This window comes from Amorphoplanes friuliensis DSM 7358 (genome assembly GCF_000494755.1).
GTDB lineage: Bacteria > Actinomycetota > Actinomycetes > Mycobacteriales > Micromonosporaceae > Actinoplanes > Actinoplanes friuliensis.
In genome coordinates this window covers 5,906,466-5,926,614 of record NC_022657.1, presented here as the reverse complement: position 1 = coordinate 5,926,614, position 20,149 = coordinate 5,906,466, and the positions used below count along the sequence as shown (strand labels likewise).

General features: G+C 70.8%; 19 protein-coding genes. 13 read left to right on the top strand and 6 right to left on the bottom strand.

Going from position 1 to position 20,149, the window contains the following annotated elements; translation table 11 throughout:
* Positions 1-64: 64 nt before the first annotated feature.
* A complete protein-coding gene (locus AFR_RS48480) occupies positions 65-196 on the bottom strand; it encodes a hypothetical protein (protein ID WP_274519436.1) in 132 nt (43 codons plus the stop codon).
* Positions 197-454: 258 nt separating this feature from the next.
* Positions 455-598, bottom strand: coding sequence for a hypothetical protein (locus AFR_RS46875; RefSeq protein ID WP_158510575.1), 144 nt, complete (start codon positions 596-598; stop codon positions 455-457).
* A 112-nt stretch (positions 599-710) separates the two neighbouring features.
* Here AFR_RS46875 and AFR_RS27425 point away from each other — a divergent pair, with 112 nt between their 5' ends.
* The 8 genes from AFR_RS27425 (at position 711) to AFR_RS27395 (ending at position 10,418) form a co-directional block, all read left to right on the top strand.
* On the top strand, positions 711-2,099 hold the full coding sequence (locus tag AFR_RS27425; protein WP_023560061.1) for an OFA family MFS transporter: 1,389 nt from the start codon (positions 711-713) through the stop codon (positions 2,097-2,099).
* A complete protein-coding gene (locus AFR_RS48825) occupies positions 2,096-2,191 on the top strand; it encodes an MFS transporter small subunit (protein WP_023560060.1) in 96 nt (31 codons plus the stop codon). Before AFR_RS27425 ends, AFR_RS48825 begins: the two co-directional genes overlap by 4 nt.
* 1,793 nt (positions 2,192-3,984) lie before the next feature.
* Positions 3,985-5,751, top strand: a complete 1,767-nt coding sequence (locus AFR_RS27420; RefSeq protein WP_041841179.1) for a glycoside hydrolase family 6 protein — start codon at positions 3,985-3,987, stop codon at positions 5,749-5,751.
* Between the two features lie 74 nt (positions 5,752-5,825).
* A complete protein-coding gene (locus tag AFR_RS27415; RefSeq protein ID WP_023560058.1) occupies positions 5,826-6,674 on the top strand; it encodes a class I SAM-dependent methyltransferase in 849 nt (282 codons plus the stop codon).
* A gap of 78 nt (positions 6,675-6,752) precedes the next feature.
* On the top strand, positions 6,753-7,412 hold the full coding sequence (locus tag AFR_RS44010; protein WP_023560057.1) for a hypothetical protein: 660 nt from the start codon (positions 6,753-6,755) through the stop codon (positions 7,410-7,412).
* Between the two features lie 75 nt (positions 7,413-7,487).
* Positions 7,488-9,170 (top strand): RCC1 domain-containing protein, encoded by a 1,683-nt coding sequence (locus AFR_RS44005; RefSeq protein WP_023560056.1) that lies wholly within the window; start codon positions 7,488-7,490, stop codon positions 9,168-9,170.
* 53 nt (positions 9,171-9,223) lie between these two features.
* Positions 9,224-9,949 (top strand): PP2C family protein-serine/threonine phosphatase, encoded by a 726-nt coding sequence (locus AFR_RS27400; protein ID WP_023560055.1) that lies wholly within the window; start codon positions 9,224-9,226, stop codon positions 9,947-9,949.
* The gene (locus AFR_RS27395; RefSeq protein WP_023560054.1) at positions 9,942-10,418 is read left to right on the top strand and encodes a GNAT family N-acetyltransferase; all 477 of its coding nucleotides are present in this window, start codon (positions 9,942-9,944) and stop codon (positions 10,416-10,418) included. The genes AFR_RS27400 and AFR_RS27395 overlap by 8 nt, the downstream gene beginning before the upstream one ends.
* Before the next feature lie 207 nt (positions 10,419-10,625).
* On the opposite strand, the gene AFR_RS27390 is transcribed toward AFR_RS27395, so the two are convergent.
* The 3 genes from AFR_RS27390 to AFR_RS27380 all read right to left on the bottom strand — a co-directional run bounded on the left by AFR_RS27390 (position 10,626) and on the right by AFR_RS27380 (position 12,714).
* Positions 10,626-11,213: a DUF3455 domain-containing protein gene (locus AFR_RS27390; protein ID WP_023560052.1), complete on the bottom strand. Its 588-nt coding sequence runs from the start codon at positions 11,211-11,213 to the stop codon at positions 10,626-10,628.
* Positions 11,214-11,336: 123 nt separating this feature from the next.
* Entirely contained in the window at positions 11,337-11,885 is a 549-nt protein-coding gene (locus AFR_RS27385; RefSeq protein ID WP_041841177.1) for a DUF305 domain-containing protein, read from the bottom strand.
* 25 nt (positions 11,886-11,910) lie between these two features.
* A complete protein-coding gene (locus AFR_RS27380; protein ID WP_023560050.1) occupies positions 11,911-12,714 on the bottom strand; it encodes a hypothetical protein in 804 nt (267 codons plus the stop codon).
* Positions 12,715-13,169: 455 nt separating this feature from the next.
* On the opposite strand from AFR_RS27380, the gene AFR_RS27375 reads away from it, so the two are divergent.
* From AFR_RS27375 to AFR_RS47490, 5 genes are read left to right on the top strand one after another with little or no spacing between them, the layout of a single operon-like run.
* Positions 13,170-15,050, top strand: coding sequence for a ferric reductase-like transmembrane domain-containing protein (locus AFR_RS27375; protein WP_023560049.1), 1,881 nt, complete (start codon positions 13,170-13,172; stop codon positions 15,048-15,050).
* Complete coding sequence (locus AFR_RS27370) at positions 15,047-16,519, top strand: NADH-quinone oxidoreductase subunit NuoF family protein (RefSeq protein WP_023560048.1); 1,473 nt, start codon at positions 15,047-15,049, stop codon at positions 16,517-16,519. The genes AFR_RS27375 and AFR_RS27370 overlap by 4 nt, the downstream gene beginning before the upstream one ends.
* A gap of 2 nt (positions 16,520-16,521) precedes the next feature.
* Positions 16,522-17,085: a TlpA family protein disulfide reductase gene (locus AFR_RS27365; protein ID WP_041842778.1), complete on the top strand. Its 564-nt coding sequence runs from the start codon at positions 16,522-16,524 to the stop codon at positions 17,083-17,085.
* Positions 17,086-17,088: 3 nt separating this feature from the next.
* On the top strand, positions 17,089-17,949 hold the full coding sequence (locus AFR_RS27360) for a cytochrome c biogenesis CcdA family protein (RefSeq protein ID WP_023560046.1): 861 nt from the start codon (positions 17,089-17,091) through the stop codon (positions 17,947-17,949).
* A gap of 2 nt (positions 17,950-17,951) precedes the next feature.
* Entirely contained in the window at positions 17,952-19,709 is a 1,758-nt protein-coding gene (locus AFR_RS47490; protein WP_023560045.1) for a serine/threonine protein kinase, read from the top strand.
* On the opposite strand, the gene AFR_RS27350 is transcribed toward AFR_RS47490, so the two are convergent.
* Positions 19,675-20,082, bottom strand: coding sequence for a hypothetical protein (locus AFR_RS27350; RefSeq protein WP_041841174.1), 408 nt, complete (start codon positions 20,080-20,082; stop codon positions 19,675-19,677). The genes AFR_RS47490 and AFR_RS27350 overlap by 35 nt on opposite strands.
* Positions 20,083-20,149 lie beyond the last annotated feature (67 nt).

The following is a 20,149-nucleotide window of genomic DNA, read 5'->3' as shown; positions in this document are numbered from 1 at the left end:
GGCGGACGTCGTCGGTGCGGGTGATCAGGCCGAACGCGCCCTTCCTGGTCAGGTCGCAGGCGACTTAGCCCTGGTCGGTGAGGAAGAGGAAGACATAGCGGCCGTCCGGACGTGCCGCGACGGTGAGGTCGTCGAGCGGCACCGGGACGAACGGCGGCGGTTCGGATCCTCGCCGCGGCGGTCCGGGTCGAGCCACTCGAGACAGGGCTGGGCGGCGCGGCGCAGGTCGAGCTCAGTTCGTTCGGGCTCATCGCGAGCACCGGACGCGTCGTCAGGGCGTACCGGGAAAGAGACGGCGACCCTGGCGATCAGGGTGAGGGTCGCCACGGCCGCGACCAGCCACCGTTAGTGGGCGGACCGCGGGCGGGCCGGACGGGTCGCAGGGGTCGGGGTGAGCAGATTGCCGCGCATGCGGCCCGCCCGGTCGCGGTCGGCGGGGGAGTGGGCACGTCGATCATCGCGGGCCCTCGTTCGCGAGCAGCTCGGTCAGGCGGGCACGGGCCCGGCTGATCCGGGACCGGATCGCGAGCTGCACCTGCGTCCGCTTGCGCCACGCCACGAGGAACGTCGCCGGCGTGATGTCCTCGCCGCGCTCCACGAGCCGGCGTCGTTGCGCCCTGCTGTGTCCGACCGGGCAACATTTGTTGCAGCAAGTTTCCAGCGGGTTGATGATGATCCTCGATAGCTCATCCAGGTCTGGGAGGCGCCCGATGCTGTCCGCGCTCGACCGTCAACGCTCCGTGGCGCCGCCCGGTTTCAGCCGCTGGCTGATTCCCCCGGCCGCGCTGTCCGTGCACCTCTGCATCGGCCAGGTTTACGCGACCAGCGTTTACAAGAATTCGTTCATCGCCCACTTCGACGCCGGCCAGACATCCGTCGGCATCATCTTCAGCATCGCCATCGTCATGCTCGGCCTCTCGGCGGCGGTCGGCGGCACGTGGGTGGAGGCGAACGGCCCCCGCAAGGCGATGTTCGTGTCGGCCTGCTTCTGGGCAGCGGGCTTCCTCGTCGCCGCGCTGGGTATCAGCACCAAACAGATCTGGCTCGTCTACCTCGGCTACGGCGTCCTCGGCGGAATCGGCCTGGGTATCGGGTACATCTCGCCGGTCTCCACGCTGATCAAGTGGTTCCCGGACCGCCCCGGACTCGCCACCGGCCTCGCCATCATGGGCTTCGGCGGTGGCGCGCTGATCGCCAGCCCGCTGTCGCGGCAGCTCCTCTCGGCCTACGACTCCGGGTACGACCCGAACGTGGCCACCTCCGTCGCCTCCGGCGGGGCCCTGGTGGCGCTCTTCCTGACGCTGGGCATGGGCTACTTCGTGATCATGATGTTCGGCGTCTTCAACGTGCGCGTCCCACCCGAAGGCTGGGAGCCGGAAGGCTTCGACCCGGCCTCGGTCAAGGAGAAGCCCCTGGTCACCCTGGCCAGCGTCTCCGCGGCCAACGCGATCAAGACACGCGCGTTCTGGCTGCTCTGGATCGTGCTCTTCTGCAACGTGACCGCGGGCATCGGCATCCTCGAACAGGCCAGCCCGATGATCCAGGATTTCTTCCGCGACAACGCCGGCAAGTCCAGCGTCGCGGTCGCCGCCGCAGCCGGCTTTGTGGGAGTGCTGTCGCTGTTCAACATGGCCGGTCGATTCGTCTGGTCGTCGACCTCCGACCTCATCGGCCGCAAGCGCATCTACATGGTCTACCTGGGCGTGGGCATGATCCTGTACGCGTTGCTCGCGGCCGCCGGTCACGCCGCGGTCGGCCTGTTCGTCATCCTGGCCGGGGTCATCCTGTCGTTCTACGGCGGTGGCTTCGCGACAATCCCGGCGTACCTGCGGGACTTGTTCGGCACCTTCCAGGTCGGCGCTATCCACGGCCGTCTCCTGACTGCGTGGTCAGCGGCGGGTGTTGTCGGACCGCTGATCATCAACGGCTTCCTGGATGCGCAGGGCAAACCGGGGACGCTGACGGCTTCGGCCTACCAGCCGGCGTTGTTCACGATGGTTGGGGTGCTGGCGGTCGGGTTCATCGCGAACCTGCTGGTCAAGCCGGTGCCTGAACGCTTCCACGAGAGTCGTACCGAGGAGAAGGAGGCCGTGGCATGATCCGGCTTGTGGTGTCCTGGGCCCTGGTGGCGGTCCTGCTCGGCTACGGCGTGATCCAGACTGCGATCACCGCGGCGAAGCTCTTCCAGTAGATCTATCTCTCAGCGGCGGTCCTGAATCGGCTCATCGGCCGTCAGGGCCGCCGCTGTTCGTCCACCCGGACCGCGACGATATCGGCCGGCGTAGGAACGGTCGGGCAGGGTCACGGCTCTTCCCTTGGGCCCGACTTCCTTGAAGTTGGGCCTTCCCGGTCACCAGATCGCCCAACTTCCTTGAAGTTGTCTTCGCCCCGGCATGGTGGTCTGGGTCTGCTTATGGTTGTCCCTGCTCAGTGGCGGCGCGGGCCCAACTTCCTTGAAATTGGCCTGTTCGGTTGTGAGGAAGGCCCGACTTCCTTGAGGTTGGGGTTTTCCGGGCTGTGGAAGGCCCGACTTCCTTGAGGTTGGGGCTTCCCGGGTCGTGGAAGGCCCGACTTCCTTGAGGTTGGGGCTTCCCGGGCTGTGGAAGGCCCGACTTCCTTGAGGTTGGGGTTTTCCGGGCTGTGGAAGGCCCGACTTCCTTGAAGTTGGGCCTGTCCCGGTTGTGATGGGCTCGGTATTCGGGCATGGGTTGCTCCGCCGTCGGATCGCCGCGGCTCGCTCTGCGATCAACCTGTCCCGTCGGTGGAGTGCCCGCCTTCCTTGAAGTTGGGCACTCCACCGGTTGCGGAAGGCCCGACTTCCGTGAAGTTGGGCCTTCCTGGCCTTGGCGAGCCCGACTTCCTTGAAGTTGCGCTCGCCCGGTCGTGAAGCCCCAACTTCGTTGAAGTTGGGCCTTCCTGGGCATGGGAGGCCCCGACTTCGTTGAAGTTGGGCCTTCCCGGCCGTGGGAGGCCCCGACTTCGTTGAAGTTGCGCTCGCCCGGTCGTCATGGGCCTGGCATCCCGGCCCGAGAACGGTCCGCCGTTGCATGGTCGCGGCTTACTACGGTCCGCCGCGTATGACCGCGGCTTACTTACGGTCCGCCGATCCCGATCCCGATCCCGGTCGCGGCGAGGGCCTAACGCGTTCGAGGTTGGGCTTCCCGGTCACGGGCGGCCCTGACTTCCTTGGAGTTGGGCCGGTTCGGTGCGGGGAGAGCCTGACTTCCTTGAGGTCGAGCTACACCGGTCACGGAGGCCCGATTTCAAGGAAGTCAGGTCTGGCCGGTTATTTCAAGGAAGTCAGGTCTGGCCGGTTGTGGAAGGCCCGGCGTCCCGGCCGGGTTGCTCCGCCGGCGATCGCCGCGGCTTGCGTGAGGCTGGCCTGTCCGTCATGGGATGGCCCCACTTCGAGGAAGTCGGGCCGTCCACCCAACTTCGAGGAAGTCGGGCCGTCCACCCAACCTTAAGGAAGTCGGGGGTGCGCCGGTGATCGGGTGAAGCGCTTCGGGCAGACAGGGCCAGCTGGGCCGTCTACACGGACCGGGTCGCAGTCCGGTGCCGGAGCGCGCCAGCACCGGCGCCAATCGATCACGGGTCCGAGTAGGCAGCCCAAGCCGACCACCCGAAGTTCTGGCGGGGAGACGGAGTTTCGCAGTGGACACAAATTTGCAGAGCGTCGACGTGCTTCCCGGGCAGGACACCACCCAGGGTGCGGTGCTCCAAACGGCGCGTTGAGCTGCACGATGACCCCTCGCGGCGGCCGGCAGAGCCTCACCGGAGGGCGGGTCGCGCGACCAAAGTGGAGACCGGAGAGGCCAGACACGAAAAGTTTCGCAGTCATTACGTATTGATGTCATGGGAGCGCTCCCATAGTCTGGCGTCACGCAGGAGGTCAGCGACACCGGTCGATCTCCTGCGCGGAAGTTCGTTCCCCTCGGCCGTGCCTGCCCCGGGCGCAGCCATGTCTTCCAGGAGCGCTTGCGCATGAGTCCACGTCCCCACACCGTGACGCGCGGCCTGACGGCCGCCGCCGCGATCACCCTCCTCAGTGGCGCCGGCATTGCCGTCGCGGCGTCGCAGGCCAGCGCCGCGGCGGGCTGTCGTGTCACTTACTCGGTCAATCAGTGGAGCACCGGGTTCACCGGCAACGTCTCCGTGACCAACCTCGGCGATCCGATCTCCGGCGGCTGGAATCTGACCTGGGCCTTCGGCGGCAATCAGCGGATCACCCAGGGCTGGAGTGCCACCGTCACCCAGTCCGGTCAGAACGTGACCGCGACCAGCCCGTCGTGGGCGAACAGCCTGGCCACGAACGCGTCGGCGACGTTCGGCTTCAACGCCGACTATTCCGGCACGAACGCGACCCCGGCCACGTTCAGCCTCAACGGTACGGCCTGCACCGGCACGCCGGGCGGACCGACCACGCCGCCGCCGAGCAACCCGACGACGCCGCCGCCGACGACACCGCCACCGACCACGCCGCCACCCACGACGCCGCCGCCGTCCGGTACCAAGGCGGACAACCCGTACGCGGGTGTGCAGGGGTACGTGAACCCGGAGTGGAAGGCCAAGGCCGACGCGGAGCCCGGCGGCAACCGGGTCTCCAGCAACCCGACCGCCGTCTGGCTGGACCGGATCGCTGCCATCGCCGGCACCACCGGCAGCAGCTCCAACGGTTCGATGGGCCTGCGTGACCACCTGGACGCGGCTCTCGCCCAGGGCGCCGGTTACGTGCAGTTCGTCATCTACAACCTGCCCGGCCGGGACTGCTCGGCGCTCGCCTCCAACGGTGAGCTCGGCGTGAACGACCTGCCGAAGTACAAGAGCGACTACATCGACCCGATCGCGGCGATCCAGGCCGACCCGAAGTACGCGGGTCTGCGGATCATCAACATCATCGAGATCGACTCGCTGCCGAACCTGGTCACCAACACCAACGTCGCCACCTGCGCCACCATGAAGGCGAACGGCGGGTACGTGCAGGGTGTCGGGTACGCGCTGAACAAGCTCGGTGCGATCGGCAACGTCTACAACTACGTGGACGCCGCCCACCACGGCTGGATCGGCTGGGACACGAACTTCGGCCCGACCGCGGACATCATGTACCAGGCTGCTGTGGCCTCGGGCAACGTCAAGAACGTCCACGGGTTCATCACGAACACCGCGAACTACTCGGCGCTGACCGAGCCGCACTTCAACATCAACACGAACGTGAACGGTACGTCGGTGCGGCAGTCCAAGTGGGTCGACTGGAACTACTACGTCGACGAGCTGTCCTTCGCCCAGGCGTTCCGCACCAAGCTGGTCTCGACCGGCTTCGACGCGGGCATCGGCATGCTGATCGACACGTCCCGCAACGGCTGGGGCGGTAGTGGCCGGCCCGCCGCGGCCAGCACCTCTACCGACGTCAACACCTTCGTCAACTCGTCGCGCATCGACCGCCGGATCCACGCCGGCAACTGGTGCAACCAGGACGGTGCCGGTCTGGGCGAGCGTCCCAAGGCTGCCCCGGCCGCCGGTATCGACGCCTACGTCTGGGTCAAGCCCCCGGGTGAGTCCGACGGCTCCAGCACCCTCATCCCCAACAACGAGGGCAAGGGCTTCGACCGGATGTGCGACCCGACCTACACCGGTAACGAGCGCAACGGCAACAGTGCCACCGGCGCCCTGGCCGGGGCCCCGATCTCGGGGGCCTGGTTCTCGGCACAGTTCCGCCAGCTGATGGCCAACGCGTACCCCGCACTTCCCTGATCCATCCCTGAATCGCGAGCGGCCCGGCTCTCCCACGACCGGGCCGCTCGCCCATGTCCGGATACGGTCGGCGGATGACAACGGACAGGTGGGCCGACTGGCTCCTGCGGCATCGTGACGGCGGCTCGGCCGAGCTGCGTGACCTCTTCGCACCGCAGCTGCTGGCGTTCCGGGACGGTGTTCTCGGTCGCGCGGCCGTCGCGCCGGGGGACACGCTGCTGGACGTCGGCACCGGCACCGGCCTGATCGGACTGGGTGCCCTCGACCTGGTCGGTCCGTCCGGTCACGTGATCTTCAGCGACGTCTCGCCCGCCCTGCTCGACGAGTGCCGCCGGCACGCCGACCCGGAGCGCAGCAGTTTTGTCGAGGCGGGGGCCGACGATCTGAGCGCGATCCCCGACGCGTCGGCCGACGTCGTCACCACCCGGTCGGTGCTGATCTACGTGACCCGCAAGGCCGAGGCCTTCGCCGAGTTCCGCCGTGTGCTCCGCCCCGGCGGCCGGTTGTCGATCTTCGAGCCGATCAACAGCTTTCCGGTACGCCGGGAAGTGCACGACATGTTCGGCCTGGGCCCGACCCCGGTGGCCGACCTGGTGTCCAAGGTCCGTCAGGTCTACACGGGGCACGCCGCGATGGTCGACTTCGACGAACGGGACCTGCTCGGCTGGGCCGTCGAGGCGGGCTTCACCCAGGTGACGCTCGACTACCGGGCCGAGGTCGACGTGCCGGGACCGCCGATCGGGGACTGGGCGGCCCTGAAGCGGACGGCCCCGAACCCCCTCGCCCCGACCTACGGCGAGGCGATCGAGCAGGCACTGACCCCGGCCGAACGCGACCGCCTCGACGCCTGCGTCGAGAGCCTGGCGGGCCTGCCGACACGGCACACGATGGCCACGGCCTACCTCAGCGCCGTTCGCTCCTGAACTGCACCCGGACCGCACCCGAACTGCTCTCAGGTCTCCTTACCGTTGCGAACACCCCACCCCGTTAGGGAGACGTGAGTGTCCGACGGCTTTTTCCTGTTCTACATCCTGATGCTGCTGGCGACCGCGGTCCTGCTGTCGGTCCTGGGCGTCAAGGGCTTCGGCACCTCGACGCTCAGCCGGGTGCTCAGCTTCCTGATCGCCGCCGCCAGCCTCGCGTACGCGGTCTACCTGGTCTTCTTCTTCCCAGGCGGGCGCTACACGATCTCCTTCTGGGCGTTTGTCGGCCCGGTCTACGCGGTGACCCGCATCGTCAAGCACCGTAAGGCGGTCCGCGAGCAGCGCCAGGAGCAGGCGAGCCAGTTGTGGGGCCCGGCGGGCGCACCGACGTTCCCGCAGAACTACGCCGCCCACCCGGGCATCCCGCTGCAGAGCGGGCATTCCGCCTTCACCCCGCAGGCCGGCGGCAGCCAGGTCTTCGGCGAGCAGGAGCCGGCGCCGTCGTGGCCGGCCGAGCCGGTGTCGACCGGACGGCACGCGCGGGCAGAACCCGTGGCCTCCGGCACCGAGCCGCAGCCGTTCGCGTTCGATCACGCCGATCCCGGCAGTGGCCGGCCCGGGGCGCTCGACGCCTACGGCCGCCCGGCCGCCGACGCACCCTCGGGTCTGCCGCGACCGTCCGGCCTCGCCCCCACGACCGGTTACGGGCAGACGCCGCCCGCTCCGAGCCTGCGGTAGAGGCACCACCGGACGCGTGGGACGTATGGGGCTTTCCGCCCCTGAAGCCCGATGCGGTGTGATTCGCTGACCCGCATGTGGATCTTCATCCGGCTCGCCGCAGCGGCCGCCCTGCTCCCGCTGTTCCCCCAGCCGGCGAGCGCCGCCCCCGTGCCGGATCCCACCATCACCCGAGCGACCCCGGCGCCGGAGCCCGCTGTGGTCCGGGCTGCGCAGGCTGCGATTCTGGAGCGGGCCGGGCTGGCGCCGGGTCCGTCGGCCCAGGAGTCCGGCGTCGGCGCCGGGGTTGTCGCGGCCGGGCCACGGCACACGTGCGCGATCGTGCAGTTCGCCGACCTCTGGTGCTGGGGCGCCAACCCCGACGGGCGTCTCGGTGACGGGACGACCCGGAGCTCGGCTGCACCCGTACGCGTGTCGGCGAAGGGTGGTCTGGCCGGTACGGCCGGGATCCTGAACGTCCAGGCCGGACGCGCCCACACCTGCGCGCTCACCCTGGAGTCCGCGGAGGCGGGGCTGGTCGCCTACTGCTGGGGTGCCAACGACGAGGGGCAGCTCGGTGACGGCAGCTTCGACCCGCGGCCGCGCCCGGCGCAGGTGGCGGCCGGGGTGGTGCAGATCGTCACCGGCGCCGACCACACCTGCGTGCTCACGGTGGAGCTGACCGTCTCGTGCTGGGGCCGCAACAACGCCGGTCAGCTCGGTGCCGGCACGCTCGGGACCAGCGAGGCCAACCCGCAGGAGGTGCCGGGTCTCACCGGCGTCATCGACCTGGCCGCCGGTGACGACAACACCTGTGCCCTGGACCAGACCGGCAAGGCGTGGTGCTGGGGTGCGGGCTCCCATGGCCGGCTCGGTGACGGCGGCGGTGTCTCCGCGGACCCCTCGCCCGTGCCGGTGGCGGTCGCCGGTGGCCCGTACGGGGAGATCAGCCTGGGTCGCCGGCACGCCTGCGCCCTGGGTACGGGATCAGCCGTGTACTGCTGGGGCGCCGACGATCACGGTCAGGCCGGCGGGCGCGGTGACCGTGACGTCCCCACCCGCAACGGGCAGCGGACCTACACCGGTGTCCGGGCGGGCGGCGACTCGACCTGCGGTGTCACCTCCGCCGGGGAGGCGTTCTGCTGGGGTGCCAACGGTGACGGCCAGCTCGGCACCGGTGACCTCGCGGACCGGGCCCGGCCGGCGGCGATCGACCGCAGCCGGATGCGGACGTCGTCGCTGGCCCGGCTGCTGCTCGGCAGCGGATCACCCCGCGTCGCCGACCTCTCCGTCGGCGCGCACGGCAGCTGCGGTGTCGACGTCTCGATGAGCGTCTACTGCACGAGGAGCGGCCTGCTCACCGCGGTGCCGCTGGCGCCCGGCAGCGTCACCGGCGTACGGGTGGCGGCGCAGCCGGGTGCTCTGCGGGTCAGCTGGACCGCGCCGGAGGAGACCGGCGCCGACCGGATCGGGGCGTACGTGGCGCTCGCCTTTGTCGGGGCCGGCCTCGACGACAGCCGGAGCTGCACCGCGAACCCGGCCCTGACCTGCACGATTCCCGGCCTGGCGGGCGGCGAGCAGTACACGGTGCTCGTGGCCGCGGTCAGCCGGGGCGGCATCTCCTACAGCGCGGTCGCCCACGGCGTCCCGGCCGGTGCGGGCTCCGGCGGGGGCCTGCCGGTCACCGGTCCGGGGCCTGCGGCGGCTCTCGGGCTGGTCCTGCTGACCCTCGGCTGGTCACTGCGGCGGGCGTCCCGTTCGGTAGGCTGCCGCCACTGAGCATCGGGGGGTGCGTCATCGAGCAGGTCGAGGTCGGGCGGACCGGACAGTCCGTGGCGGGCCGCGCCCTGACGGTGGGTGCCGGCAGTGTGATCGGCAACCGCTACCCGGCCAACTTCGACGTCCTGCACGTCGACCCGTCCCGGCCCCTGGTGGTCGTGGCCGACGGGATGGGCGGCGGCCGGGGGAGTGCCGTGGCCGGGCGTACGGCGGTGGATGTTTTTGTGGCCCGGGCCGCGCCCTCTCCGCAGGCCCTGCGTGCTGCGGTGGCCGAGGTGCAGACCCGGGTCCGGGCGGCGGGTGCCGGGCTGGGTGAGCTGACCGGCTGCACGTTGACGGCCTTTGTCGGTGCGGAGGACGAGCCCGCCGCGTGGATCGTCCAGCTGGGCGACTCACGGGCCTACCGCCTGCGCGGCGGACTGCTCGAGCTGCTCACCACCGACCACACGATCGCCTGGCTCGGCGCCGTCTACGGCTGGTGGCCGGCGGACTCGTCCCAGGCCCACGCGGCGCGGTACCGCCTGACCCGCTACGCCGGGCATCCGGACGCGCCGGAGCCGGACGTCCTGAGCGTGACGCTGCACCCCGGCGACGTTTATCTGCTCTGCACGGACGGCCTCGCCGAGCAGGTCGGGTACGACCGCCTGGCCGAGGTGCTGGCCTCACCCGACCCGGACCGCGCCGCCGAGACGCTGCTCGGGGACTCCCTGCGCGCGGGTGGCGACGACAATGCGACGGCTGCGGTGATCCGCGTCGGGACAGGAGCGACCCATGGCTGACATCCGTCTGCGGCCGGTGCGTGACGAGGATCTGGACACGTTCTACGACCAGATGCGTGACCCCGAGGCGGTGCAGGTGGCCGCGTTCACCGCCGAGGACCCGGACGACCGTTCCGAGTTCGACGCCCACATGGCCCGGGTGCTGGGCCGGCCCGACGTCACGATGCGGGCGATCACCGTGGACGGTGTCCTGGCCGGGCACATCGCGAGTTTCGAGGTCGGTGGGGACACCGAGATCACCTACTGGCTGGGGCGCGAGTGGTGGGGCCGGGGCATCGCGACCCACGCCCTCGGCCTGCTCCTGGAGCTGGTCACGGTCCGGCCGATCACCGCGCGCGCGGCCGGCGACAACGCCGGCTCCCTGGCCGTGCTCCGCAAGACGGGCTTCCGCCCGATCGGGACCGAGATCGCGTACGCCACGGGCCGCGGCAAGGAAATCGAGGAGACGGTCCTGCGCCTCGACGCGTAGGGTCCCCGGTACTCCAGCTGGCTCCCCGGAGATACGCCGCAGTGCGGGATCTCGGCGCCGACGAGGTGATGCTCTACTGCTGGGCGACCGGTCCGGAGCAGGTCGACCGGCTCGCGGACGCCTGCGGCTGACAGGGAGATGCCGGTGCTCCGCCCAGCAGGCGGGGCACCGGCATCCGGCCCCTCGGGAATGTCAGGTCGAAGAGGGTCAGCTCTTCTTGAAGAAGCGGTACACGGCCTTGTACGGCACCGACTTCGTCTCGCCCGGGGCGCAGGCGGTGGCCGGGGCGACGCCGCCGACCGTCGAGAGGCGCTGGATGAACGTGACGTCACCGAAGACACCCGGACCGCGGGTCTTCGCACCGGTCACCAGCAGCTGCGGGATGCTGTTCGGGGTGGCCGACGGCGCCGACTTCGGGGCGGTGCCCTCGATCAGCGAGCCGTCCTCGTCGGACTCCCAGCTCGGTCCGCGGAAGTGCAGGGCGGAGACGACCTTGACCGGCTTCAGGGTGATGCCGGTGAGCGAGGCGGCGGGCTCGATGAGCGCCCACTTGGCGTCGGTGCAGCCGTAGATCTGGACACCCTTGGCCTTGAAGACCGAGGTCAGGGTGTTACCGGCCGGGGGGACGAGCTCGGCCGGAACGGTGGTCGATCCGCCGAGGAAGCGGTCCGCGGCGCTCGCCGGTGCAACGGGGGCGGGCTTGTCGTCCGCGAACGAGGAGCCGGCGGAGATGGCGACGAGCGCCAGCGCGGCCGCACCGACCCCGGTCGAGATTCGGACAGTCTTGGTCTTCAAGGATCCTCCACAGTAGGGCGTTGCGCCCGACCCACCCTAGGGCTACCGTGCGCGACGGTCTCTTAGCTGCGGCCTAAGTCTTCCGCAGGTTTACCCCAGGAAATCGTGGAGGAAGATCGTCCGTCAGGGGCCGAGCGCCGTGCGCAGCTGCTCGATCTCGGCCGTCCGGGAGAGCTGGATCTGCTTGGCGAGGGCCAGGGCATCGCGGTTGCGGCCGCCCTCACTCTCCGTCCTGGCCAGGGCGATCGCCTCGCTCTGGTGGGTGCTGAGCAGCGTGACGAACCTGCGCTCGAAGGCGACGCCGGAGGTCTTGCGCAGGGCCGCGAGCTCTTTGCTGCTCGCGGCCGGTCCGGGCGGATCCTGCTTCCAGGTGGCGAGCCAGCCGGTCAGCAGGATCACCTCGTCCTGCTGTGTGGCGACGATGGCCTCGGCGAGCGTCCGCAGCTCCGGCCGCTGCGCGCGCACCGCACCGAGCCGCGCGAGCTCGATGCCCTCGCGGTGGTGCGGGACCAGCTGTTGTGCGAACTGCACGTCGATGGGGCTGAAGTCACCGGACACGGCCGCTGTCGCGACCGGTCCGGGCCCAGGGTCGTTCTCCGGGTCGTTCTCCGCCGTCCCGCATCCGCCGAGCAGCAGTACGACGGCAGCCGCGTACGGCACGAGCCGAGTCATCCTCACCCGGAGGAATCTACGGCTGTCAGTGGGTCGGGTAGAAGCCGGTCGGCACCTGGCTGTGTTTCGGGGCCCGGTTGCGCAGCCGCAGCCGCATCAGCAGACCGACGCCGAGGAAGACGAGGATGCCGCCGACGATCAGGCCGGGACCGAGGAGGCTCGGGGTGCCACCACTGCCGGAGGCCGGCACGGCGGCGACGTTGTCCTGGGTCTTCGCCGGCTCCGGTTCGTCGGCCTGCTCGTCGGTCGCGGACTCCTCCGGTTCCGGGGAGGCCGACTTGCTCGGCGACGGCTTCTCCGACGGGGTCTTCGTCGGCTCGGCCTCGGGCTCCTCGCCGGTGATCTTGCTGCGGGCCGTCGTCTCCTGCAGCAGGGTCCGGCCGGCGTTGAAGGCCTGCGCCTGGAAGAGGACCTGACCGGAGTCGGAGTTGTCGTCGAAGGCGACCTGGTAGCGGGCCGTCACGGTACGGCCACGGCAGAGCTGGCCCGGGTCGAGGCGGACGTCGGTGATCCGGGCGGTGTCGGCGCCGCTCGTCTCCACCTGGACCGGGAAGCTGCCGTTGTCCTCGACGCGGGCGACCTCGATCTCGTCCAGGTCCGGGCCGGACACCTGCATGATCAGGGACCAGCGGACCTTCTGGCAGCGGTTCAGCTCGGACGAGGCGACGACGGTGACCGTCCGGGCCCGGGCGCCCGCGGTGAAGGTGCCGGGCACCTCGGTGATGGCCACCTGGAAGCCGGGTTCGACCGCGGAGGCCCGGCCCGGGAGGGCAAGTGTCGCGGCGACCATGGCCAGAACCGTGGACAGCAGAGCGACGCGATGCCGCACAGCAACCAACTCCTTACGCAGAGGCGTCAAGATGCACGCACGTGAGGTAGTTCGGTGCTGCCGGGCAAAAGGTTCAGCCCGAGCCCGAGGATCACTCGGGATAACACTTTATTTTTCCCTTACCCCTTGGTTACCGACAGGTATCTCTCCAGCTCAGACGGTTTACCGTGGTGATCGGTAGCACCCGGGCGCAAGATCTGCCCGAAAGTTCTTCCCGAACGTTCATCCGAACCCGGGCCGCACACGTAGATGGGGGAGGGCAGGAGACCGGCAGCAACACACCGTGAGGAAGGCAGGACGCCGGTAGACCAGCCCGACAGTAACGAGCGCGGGGTATCCCCCACGGATGCCGGTGTCCCGACCGCCCAGGACGGACACCTTGCCGCTGCGGAGAACGAGGAGTTATGGCCCGGACGAAGAACAGCCAGCGATCCGCCAGTCGTGTGGATGTGCCCATGAGTGCCACCGGCGGCCGGACACCGCCGTCGAAGGCCAGCTACGCCGTGCTCGGCGTCTCGATCGTTGCGGCGCTCTGGGCCGCCGCAATGCTGACTTCCGTGGGCAAGTACGCCTACGTCTACTTCTTCGCGTACTCCGAGTTCTACATGGGTGTCATCAGCCTCGTGGCGCTCTCGATCACGATCATGCTGGGACTGGTCGCCACCGACCGGCTGGTCCTGTCGATCCGCCAGCGGGTGCTGCTGCAGTCCGCGCACCGCACGACCGGCCTCATCGCGGTCGCCTCGCTCTTCGTGCACGTCTGGACCAAGGTCGCCGAGCAGCACGTCGGTGTGCTGGACGTCTTCGTGCCGTTCCTCGTGCCGTACAACACGCTCTTCATCGGTCTGGGCAGCCTGTCCGCGTACGTGATGGTGCTGGTCATGTGGACCGGTATCGCCCGGTCGCGGTTCATCGGCAAGGGCCGGCCGTGGATGTGGCGCGGGATCCACGCGATCTCCTACCTGATGTGGCCGATCGCGCTGCTGCACGGTCTGGGTGCCGGCCGCCCGGCGGCCACCTGGGTCGTCGTCAGCTACGTGGTCTGCGTGGTCGGTGTGCTGGTCGGCCTGGCCGTGCGCCTGTCGGTGAGCCTGAACCGCCGCAAGGACTTCGCGTCGCAGGCCGGCACCGGAACGGGCAAGATCCAGCCGGTCGGCAAGCTGGTGCCGACCACGACCGCGAGTGTCAAGAGCCGGGGCAAGAGCCGCCGCGACGACGCCGTGGTCTCCGACCGCGGCAACGCACCGGCCGCCGCCCTGGAGACCTGGGCGCCGGCCGCCGGCGCCTCGCCCCGGACCACGGGTGCCCCGGCCCTGCGCGAGGAGCCGGTCGCCGCGCCGATCAGCACCGCTCCGGTCAGCCCGGTGCCGCTGGACGCCGGGCGCCGCCCGCGCCGCGGTGTGGACGACGACGAGCGGGCCCGCCGCCGCCGTGACTTCGACGACTCGCCCACCCAGCGGTGGGAGTTCGAGGACGACGACATGCCGGCGGCGCGTTCCGCCCGGTACGCCGAGGACGATGTCCCCGCGCCCCGCCAGCGCCGGGCCGCCGCGGCCGAGCGCTTCGACGAGCCGACCCGGGCGATGTCCCGCCGCGCTGTCGAGGACGGCCTCCGCCGGTACGACGAGGACGACGAGGTGCCGGTGCCGCGGGGCCGGCGCCGGGCCGACGACGAGTTCGCCGAGGAACGGCCGCGCTCGCGGCGGTACGCCGGCACCGAGTTCGAGGAGGAGCCGGCGCCGCGCCCGCGCAGCCGCCGGTACACCGACGACGACGACATGCCTGCCCCGCGCACCCGTCGTGCGGTGGACGACGACATGCCGGCACCGCGCAGCCGTCGCGCCGCCGAGGAGGAGGCGCCGCGCTCCCGGCGCTTCGCCGACGAGGACGACATGCCGGCACCGCGGCAGCGCCGCTACCCCGAGGACGAGCACTACGAGGAGGCGCCGCCGCGCCGCCGGTCCAGTCGCTACGCGGACGACGAGCCTCCGCGCCCGTCCCGCGCCTCGCGATACGCGGAAGACGCGGAGACTGCGCCCCGGGCCCGGCGCGACCGGGGCGCTGACGTCGACAGCGCCGACTCGGGGCGGCACAGCCGCAGCGAGTTCGTGGACCTGGCCGGTGACCCGCGTGTCACCGCCGACGCGGACTTCATGGAGCCCGACGAGACGCCGACCCTGGTCGACATGGCGTCCCGGCGGGCCCGCAGGGCGACACAGCAGGAACCCGCCCGTTCGACGAGCCGGGGGGCTCGTCGTGGCGGTAAGGGCGGCCGCGGCATGGACGAATCGGTTGACGACCAGTACTGGCGTCAGCTGCGAGGGGAAGCACAGTGAGTTCAGACCAGGTCCCGCCAGTCACCAGCATCGGGACTCCGCGGATCACCGCGGGGTTCGACGAGTACGGCCGGCTCGACCTGATCGCCCATCAGGAGGTGCACGGCGGTTTTGCCGCGCTCTCCAGCGGTGAGCTGATCGGTCTGGCCGACCGCATCGAGCTGCGGGGACGGGGCGGCGCGGGTTTCCCCTTCGCCCGCAAGGTCCGTGCCGTGCTCGACTCCTGTCAGCGCCAGGACCTGCCCCCGGTCATCGTCGTCAACGCGACCGAGGGTGAGCCCCCGTCCTGGAAGGACAAGGCCGTGCTGACCCGCGGCCCGCACCTGATCCTCGACGGTGCCGCGCTGGCGGCGGCCGCACTCGACGCCGAGGAGATCGTGATCGGCATCGCCGATGACGGCATCGGCCAGCAGTCGCTCGCGGCGGCCCTGGCCGAGCGCCGGATGCCGGTGCCGACGCGGATCGTGACCGTCCCGCACCGGTTCATCTCCGGTGAGGGTGGCGCGCTCGTCCGCGGCATCAACGGCGAGGCGCACATCCCGCCGGGCCGCAAGGTCCGGTCCAGTGACAACGGCGTCGGCGGGCTGCCCACCCTGCTCTCCAACGCGGAGACGTACTCGCAGCTGGCGATCGCGGCCCGGCTGGGCCCGTGGGAGTACAACGCGGTCGGCATCCCCGAGGAGCCGGGCACGGTCATGCTGACCGTCGGCGGCTCGGCGACCGCGCCCGCCGTGGTCGAGGCGCCGACCGGCACCCCGCTGATGGACGTGCTGACGATGTGCGGCGCCGACATCGGCCCCGGGCTGCTCGTCGGCGGGTACCACGGCAAGTGGATCACCGCCGAGGCCGCCAAGACCGTCACCATCTCGCGCAAGGGCTTCGCCAAGGTCGGTGGCACCCTGGGCGCCGGCATGCTGATCCCGATCGGCTCGTCGACGTGCCCCCTGGGTGAGGTCGCCCAGGTCACGCAGTACCTCGCCGGTGAGTCCGCCGGTCAGTGCGGCCCGTGCCGTCTCGGCCTGCCCGACCTGGCCCGCGCGGTCACCCTGGTCGCGCTCGGCGGCAGTGCACTGGAGAACGTGCGCCAGGCCGCCGGTGTGGTCAAGGGCCGCGGCGCCTGCAGCCACCCGGACGGCACCGCCCGTTTTGCCCTGTCGGCGCTCGAGGTCTTCGCCCGGGACGTGGAGCTCCACGCCAACGGCGAGGGCTGCGGCAAGCAGGTGCGCGGCATCCTGCCGCTGCCGTACCACACCGATCAGGGCGCGCGGAAGCTCGCGGTGGACTGGTCGCGCTGCGACGGTCACGGGCTCTGCTCGGCGGTCGCTCCGGAGATCATCCGGCTCGACGCCAACGGCTTCCCGGCGTTCCCGCAGACGCCGCTGCCGCCGTGGCTGGAGAACGGTGCCCGCAAAGCGGTCAACGTGTGCCCGGCCCTCGCCCTGCGGCTGACGGAAGCGGGTAAGAAGTGACGGTGTCCAAGCTCAAGGCCCTGATCGCGGCGGCGGCGGTGACCGGTCTCCTGGCCGGATGCGGCAGCAGCCCGGCGGCGGAGCCGGCAGCCGACGCGGCGCTGCCGGTGGCAGCCGGGACCGGGGCGTCCGCACCCGCGGCCGGCGTCCCCGGTGTGGTCGTGCCGGCGTCGCTGAAGTTCACGGGCCGGACCTTGGACGGCAAGACCTTCGACGCGACGACCATGGCCGGCAAGCCGACCATCCTCTGGTTCTGGGCGCCGTGGTGCGCGACCTGCGCCAGTGAGGCGATGTCGATCAGCGACCTGCAGGACGAGTACGCCGGCCGCCTCAACATCCTCGGGATCGCGGGTATGGGCAACAACAAGGACATGCACGAGTTCGTGTCCGACCTCGAGGTCGGCGCCGTGCCGCACCTCGACGACGAGCCGGGCAAGCTCTGGAAGAAGTTCGGCATCACCGAGCAGAGCACGTACGTGATCCTCGACAAGGCCGGCAAGGTCGTGGTCCGCAGTTATCTCGACGACCTGCAGCTGACCGACAAGGTCAAGTCGTTGGTGGCGTGAGCCGTGCAGGCCACGCTGCTGCTCGCACTCACCGCCGGGATGCTCGGCGCCGTCAACCCGTGCGGCTTCGCGCTGCTGCCGGCGTACCTGTCGGTGCTGGTGGCGGGCGAGGAGAGTGACGGGCCGCGGGCGACGGTGGCGGCAGTGGGTCGCGCTCTGCGCTGCACCGCCGCGCTGACCGCCGGCTATGTCGCGGTCTTCGGCACGTTCGGGCTGCTGCTGGCCCCGCTGACCGGCTGGTTGATGCCGCGGCTGCCCTGGCTGACCGTCGTTTTCGGGCTGGGGCTGGTCGCGCTGGGCGGCTGGCTGCTCGCCGGCCGCTCGCTGCCGAGCCCCGGCAAGGGCCTGCGGGCACCGCGGCTGACCGGCTCGGCCGCGTCGATGGTGCTCTTCGGGATGGCGTACGCCGTGGCCTCCCTCGGGTGCGCGATCGGGCCGTTCCTGGCGATCGTCGTGTCGAGCCTGCGTGCCGGCTCGATCGGTGAGGGTGTGGCGCTGTTCGTCAGCTACGCCGCCGGGATGGGGCTCGTGATCGGGGTGACCGCGCTCGCCGTCGCCCTGGTCCGCGTGTCGGCCGTGGCGAAGCTGCGCCGGGCGGCGGCCTTCGTCCCGCGGATCGGCGGCGCGGTGCTGGTTCTCGCCGGAGCGTACGTGGCCTACTACGGATGGTATGAGCTGCGGCTTGTCAAGGATTTGAGGACTTCCGGGCAGGATCCGGTGGTGAATCTTGCCGCGGATCTCCAGCGCGAGTTGAGTGGTGTGGTCGGCCGGCTGGGCGCGGGATGGTTCGTGCTGCTGCTCGCCGTCCTGGTCCTGGCAGCGCTCCTGCTGTCCCGGCGCCGCCGCACCTCAGTAGGGAGTTGATCGTGGACACCGCGTACCGCGTGAGTCCACTGCGCCGGGGCGATCCCGAGCGGCTGGGCGAGTACTGGCTGACCGGCCGGCTCGGCTCCGGCGGCATGGGCGTGGTCTACCTCGCCACCGACCGTGACGACAACTACGTCGCCATCAAGCTCGTGCACGCCGCACTCTCCGGCGACCCCGAGTTCCGTGGCCGCTTCCGCAGCGAGGTCGACCGGGCCAGGCAGGTCCCCTCCTTCTGTACGGCCGAAGTCCTCGACGCGGACCTCGACCACAACCCGCCGTACCTGGTCGTCGAGTACGTCGACGGCCCCAGCCTCGCCGAGGTCGTGGAGGAACGCGGCCCGCTCAGAGCTGCCGCCCTCAACTCCCTGGCCGTGGGCGTGGCGACCGCGCTGACCGGCATCCACGGCGCCGGTGTCATCCACCGCGACCTCAAGCCCGACAACGTGCTCCTGGCGCCGGGCAGCCCCAAGGTCATCGACTTCGGCATCGCGCGGGCGTTCGAGGCGACCAGTCAGCACACGCGCACGGACCAGATGGTCGGCACGGTGGCGTACATGGCGCCGGAACGCTTCTCGTCCGAGCCCGGTACGCCGCTGACCGCCGCTGCTGACGTGTTCGCTTGGGGTTGTGTGGTCGCGTACGCCGGCACGGGCATGACACCGTTCCACGGCGACTCCCCGCCGGCGACCGCCGCCCGCATCCTGACCCAGCCGCCGCACCTCGGCGGGCTGCCCGAGCCGCTGCGCGGACTGGTCGAGCTGTCGCTGTCCAAGAACCCCGAGGACCGCCCGACGGCCCGCGAGCTGCTGGACATGCTGCTCGGCGACCGGCCCCCGCGGCGTACCCCCGTCTTCTCCCCGCCGCCCGACTTCCCGTACGAGGAGCCGGCGCCGGTGCCGGCCGGCCGGGGTCGCAGCCACCGTCTGCTGGCTGCCCTCGCCGTCCTGCTCGTGCTGGCCGGTGTCGCCACGGTGGCCCTCGTGCTCAACAACCACGGCGGCGTCGGCAACCCCCTCAACACCGGAGCGACGCGTGGTGGCGGCACGGCCGCGGGAGCACCCGAGTCCCCGGCCGACAGCAGCACGGGCGCCCCGGCTCCCGAGACACCGCCACCCACCGCTCCCGCCGACTACACCGAGCCGGCCGCGGAGCCTGCCGAGGAGCCCGAGGAGGAGTCGAGCCCGGTGCCGGTCGAGCCGACGGGCGGCGAGCCGATCATCCAGGACCCGCTGAACCAGCCCGGCCAGTGGCTCGACAGCGAGATCCGCGAGCAGAACGCCAACTGCTTCACCCGCGGTGTCATGAAGGCCGGCCGCGTCGACCGCGGCACCTACCAGTGTGTCGGCCCGGACGAACGCATCGAGGACGACTTCGGCGTCGAGGTCACCACCGCGCTGCAGTCCGCCGGCAGTTGCGCGGCGATCTGGTTCCACTGGGACCCGAAAGCCGGCGGCCAGGTCCTCCGCGTCTGCCAGGACGAGATGTCGATCGCCGCCGACAAGGCCGACGACCGCCGCGTCTACGGCCGCATCAAGCTCGGCAACCGCATCGCCCTCCGCAAGTCCACCCGCATCCACCTGGTCGTCCGCGAGGGCGAGGCCCAGGTGTTCCGCGGCGGCAAGTTCGCGGGCAGCGTCCCCCTGCCGGACTCCGGCCCGGACGAGGGCCAGGTCCTCCTCGGCCTCAGCGTCGAAGCCGTCGACACCGACCCGCCTTACACCGTCACCTTCGCGAACGTCGACATCCGCTCGTTCTGAGTCGCCCGAGCCCCCAGGCCACCACGCCGCAGACGGTGCCGAGGGCGATGCCGGTGAAAAGGCTGCTCAGGATCACTGCGCCGCGGAGGACGAGGTCCGGGATCGCGGTGTCGACCGTGCCAGGGCTCCAGAAGACGGTGTGGACGACGGCTAGGCAGAGGCCGTAGACGCAACCCGTCGCCAGCAGGGCCAGGAACGGATTGCTCGCGTGCAGCACCGCCACCACGACCCAGATCAGCAGCGGTACGAAGACCAGCACCGCGTTGAGGACTGTGCCCTCGTGGATCACGTCGAGGTCGTGCAGGACGGCACGGGGAACGGCCAGCAGGGCCAGCGCCACGATCGTCGCCACGGGCAGGCCGAGTCTTGTCATGCCGCCGGACGGTACGCACGCGCGGGCCGGGGCGGATCCCGCGCAGGGCGTCGCTTTTGGGCGTACG

What these genes read in the sequence shown, in the direction of transcription:
- AFR_RS27420 (WP_041841179.1), top strand. Translation starts at nt 3,985, where the DNA reads ATGAGTCCACGTCCCCACACCGTGACGCGCGGCCTGACGGCCGCCGCC.
- AFR_RS27425 (WP_023560061.1), top strand. Translation starts at nt 711, where the DNA reads ATGCTGTCCGCGCTCGACCGTCAACGCTCCGTGGCGCCGCCCGGTTTC.
- AFR_RS27395 (WP_023560054.1), top strand. Translation starts at nt 9,942, where the DNA reads ATGGCTGACATCCGTCTGCGGCCGGTGCGTGACGAGGATCTGGACACG.
- AFR_RS27350 (WP_041841174.1), bottom strand. Translation starts at nt 20,082, where the DNA reads ATGACAAGACTCGGCCTGCCCGTGGCGACGATCGTGGCGCTGGCCCTG.
- AFR_RS27415 (WP_023560058.1), top strand. Translation starts at nt 5,826, where the DNA reads ATGACAACGGACAGGTGGGCCGACTGGCTCCTGCGGCATCGTGACGGC.
- AFR_RS27375 (WP_023560049.1), top strand. Translation starts at nt 13,170, where the DNA reads ATGAGTGCCACCGGCGGCCGGACACCGCCGTCGAAGGCCAGCTACGCC.
- AFR_RS27385 (WP_041841177.1), bottom strand. Translation starts at nt 11,885, where the DNA reads ATGACTCGGCTCGTGCCGTACGCGGCTGCCGTCGTACTGCTGCTCGGC.
- AFR_RS48825 (WP_023560060.1), top strand. Translation starts at nt 2,096, where the DNA reads ATGATCCGGCTTGTGGTGTCCTGGGCCCTGGTGGCGGTCCTGCTCGGC.
- AFR_RS44005 (WP_023560056.1), top strand. Translation starts at nt 7,488, where the DNA reads ATGTGGATCTTCATCCGGCTCGCCGCAGCGGCCGCCCTGCTCCCGCTG.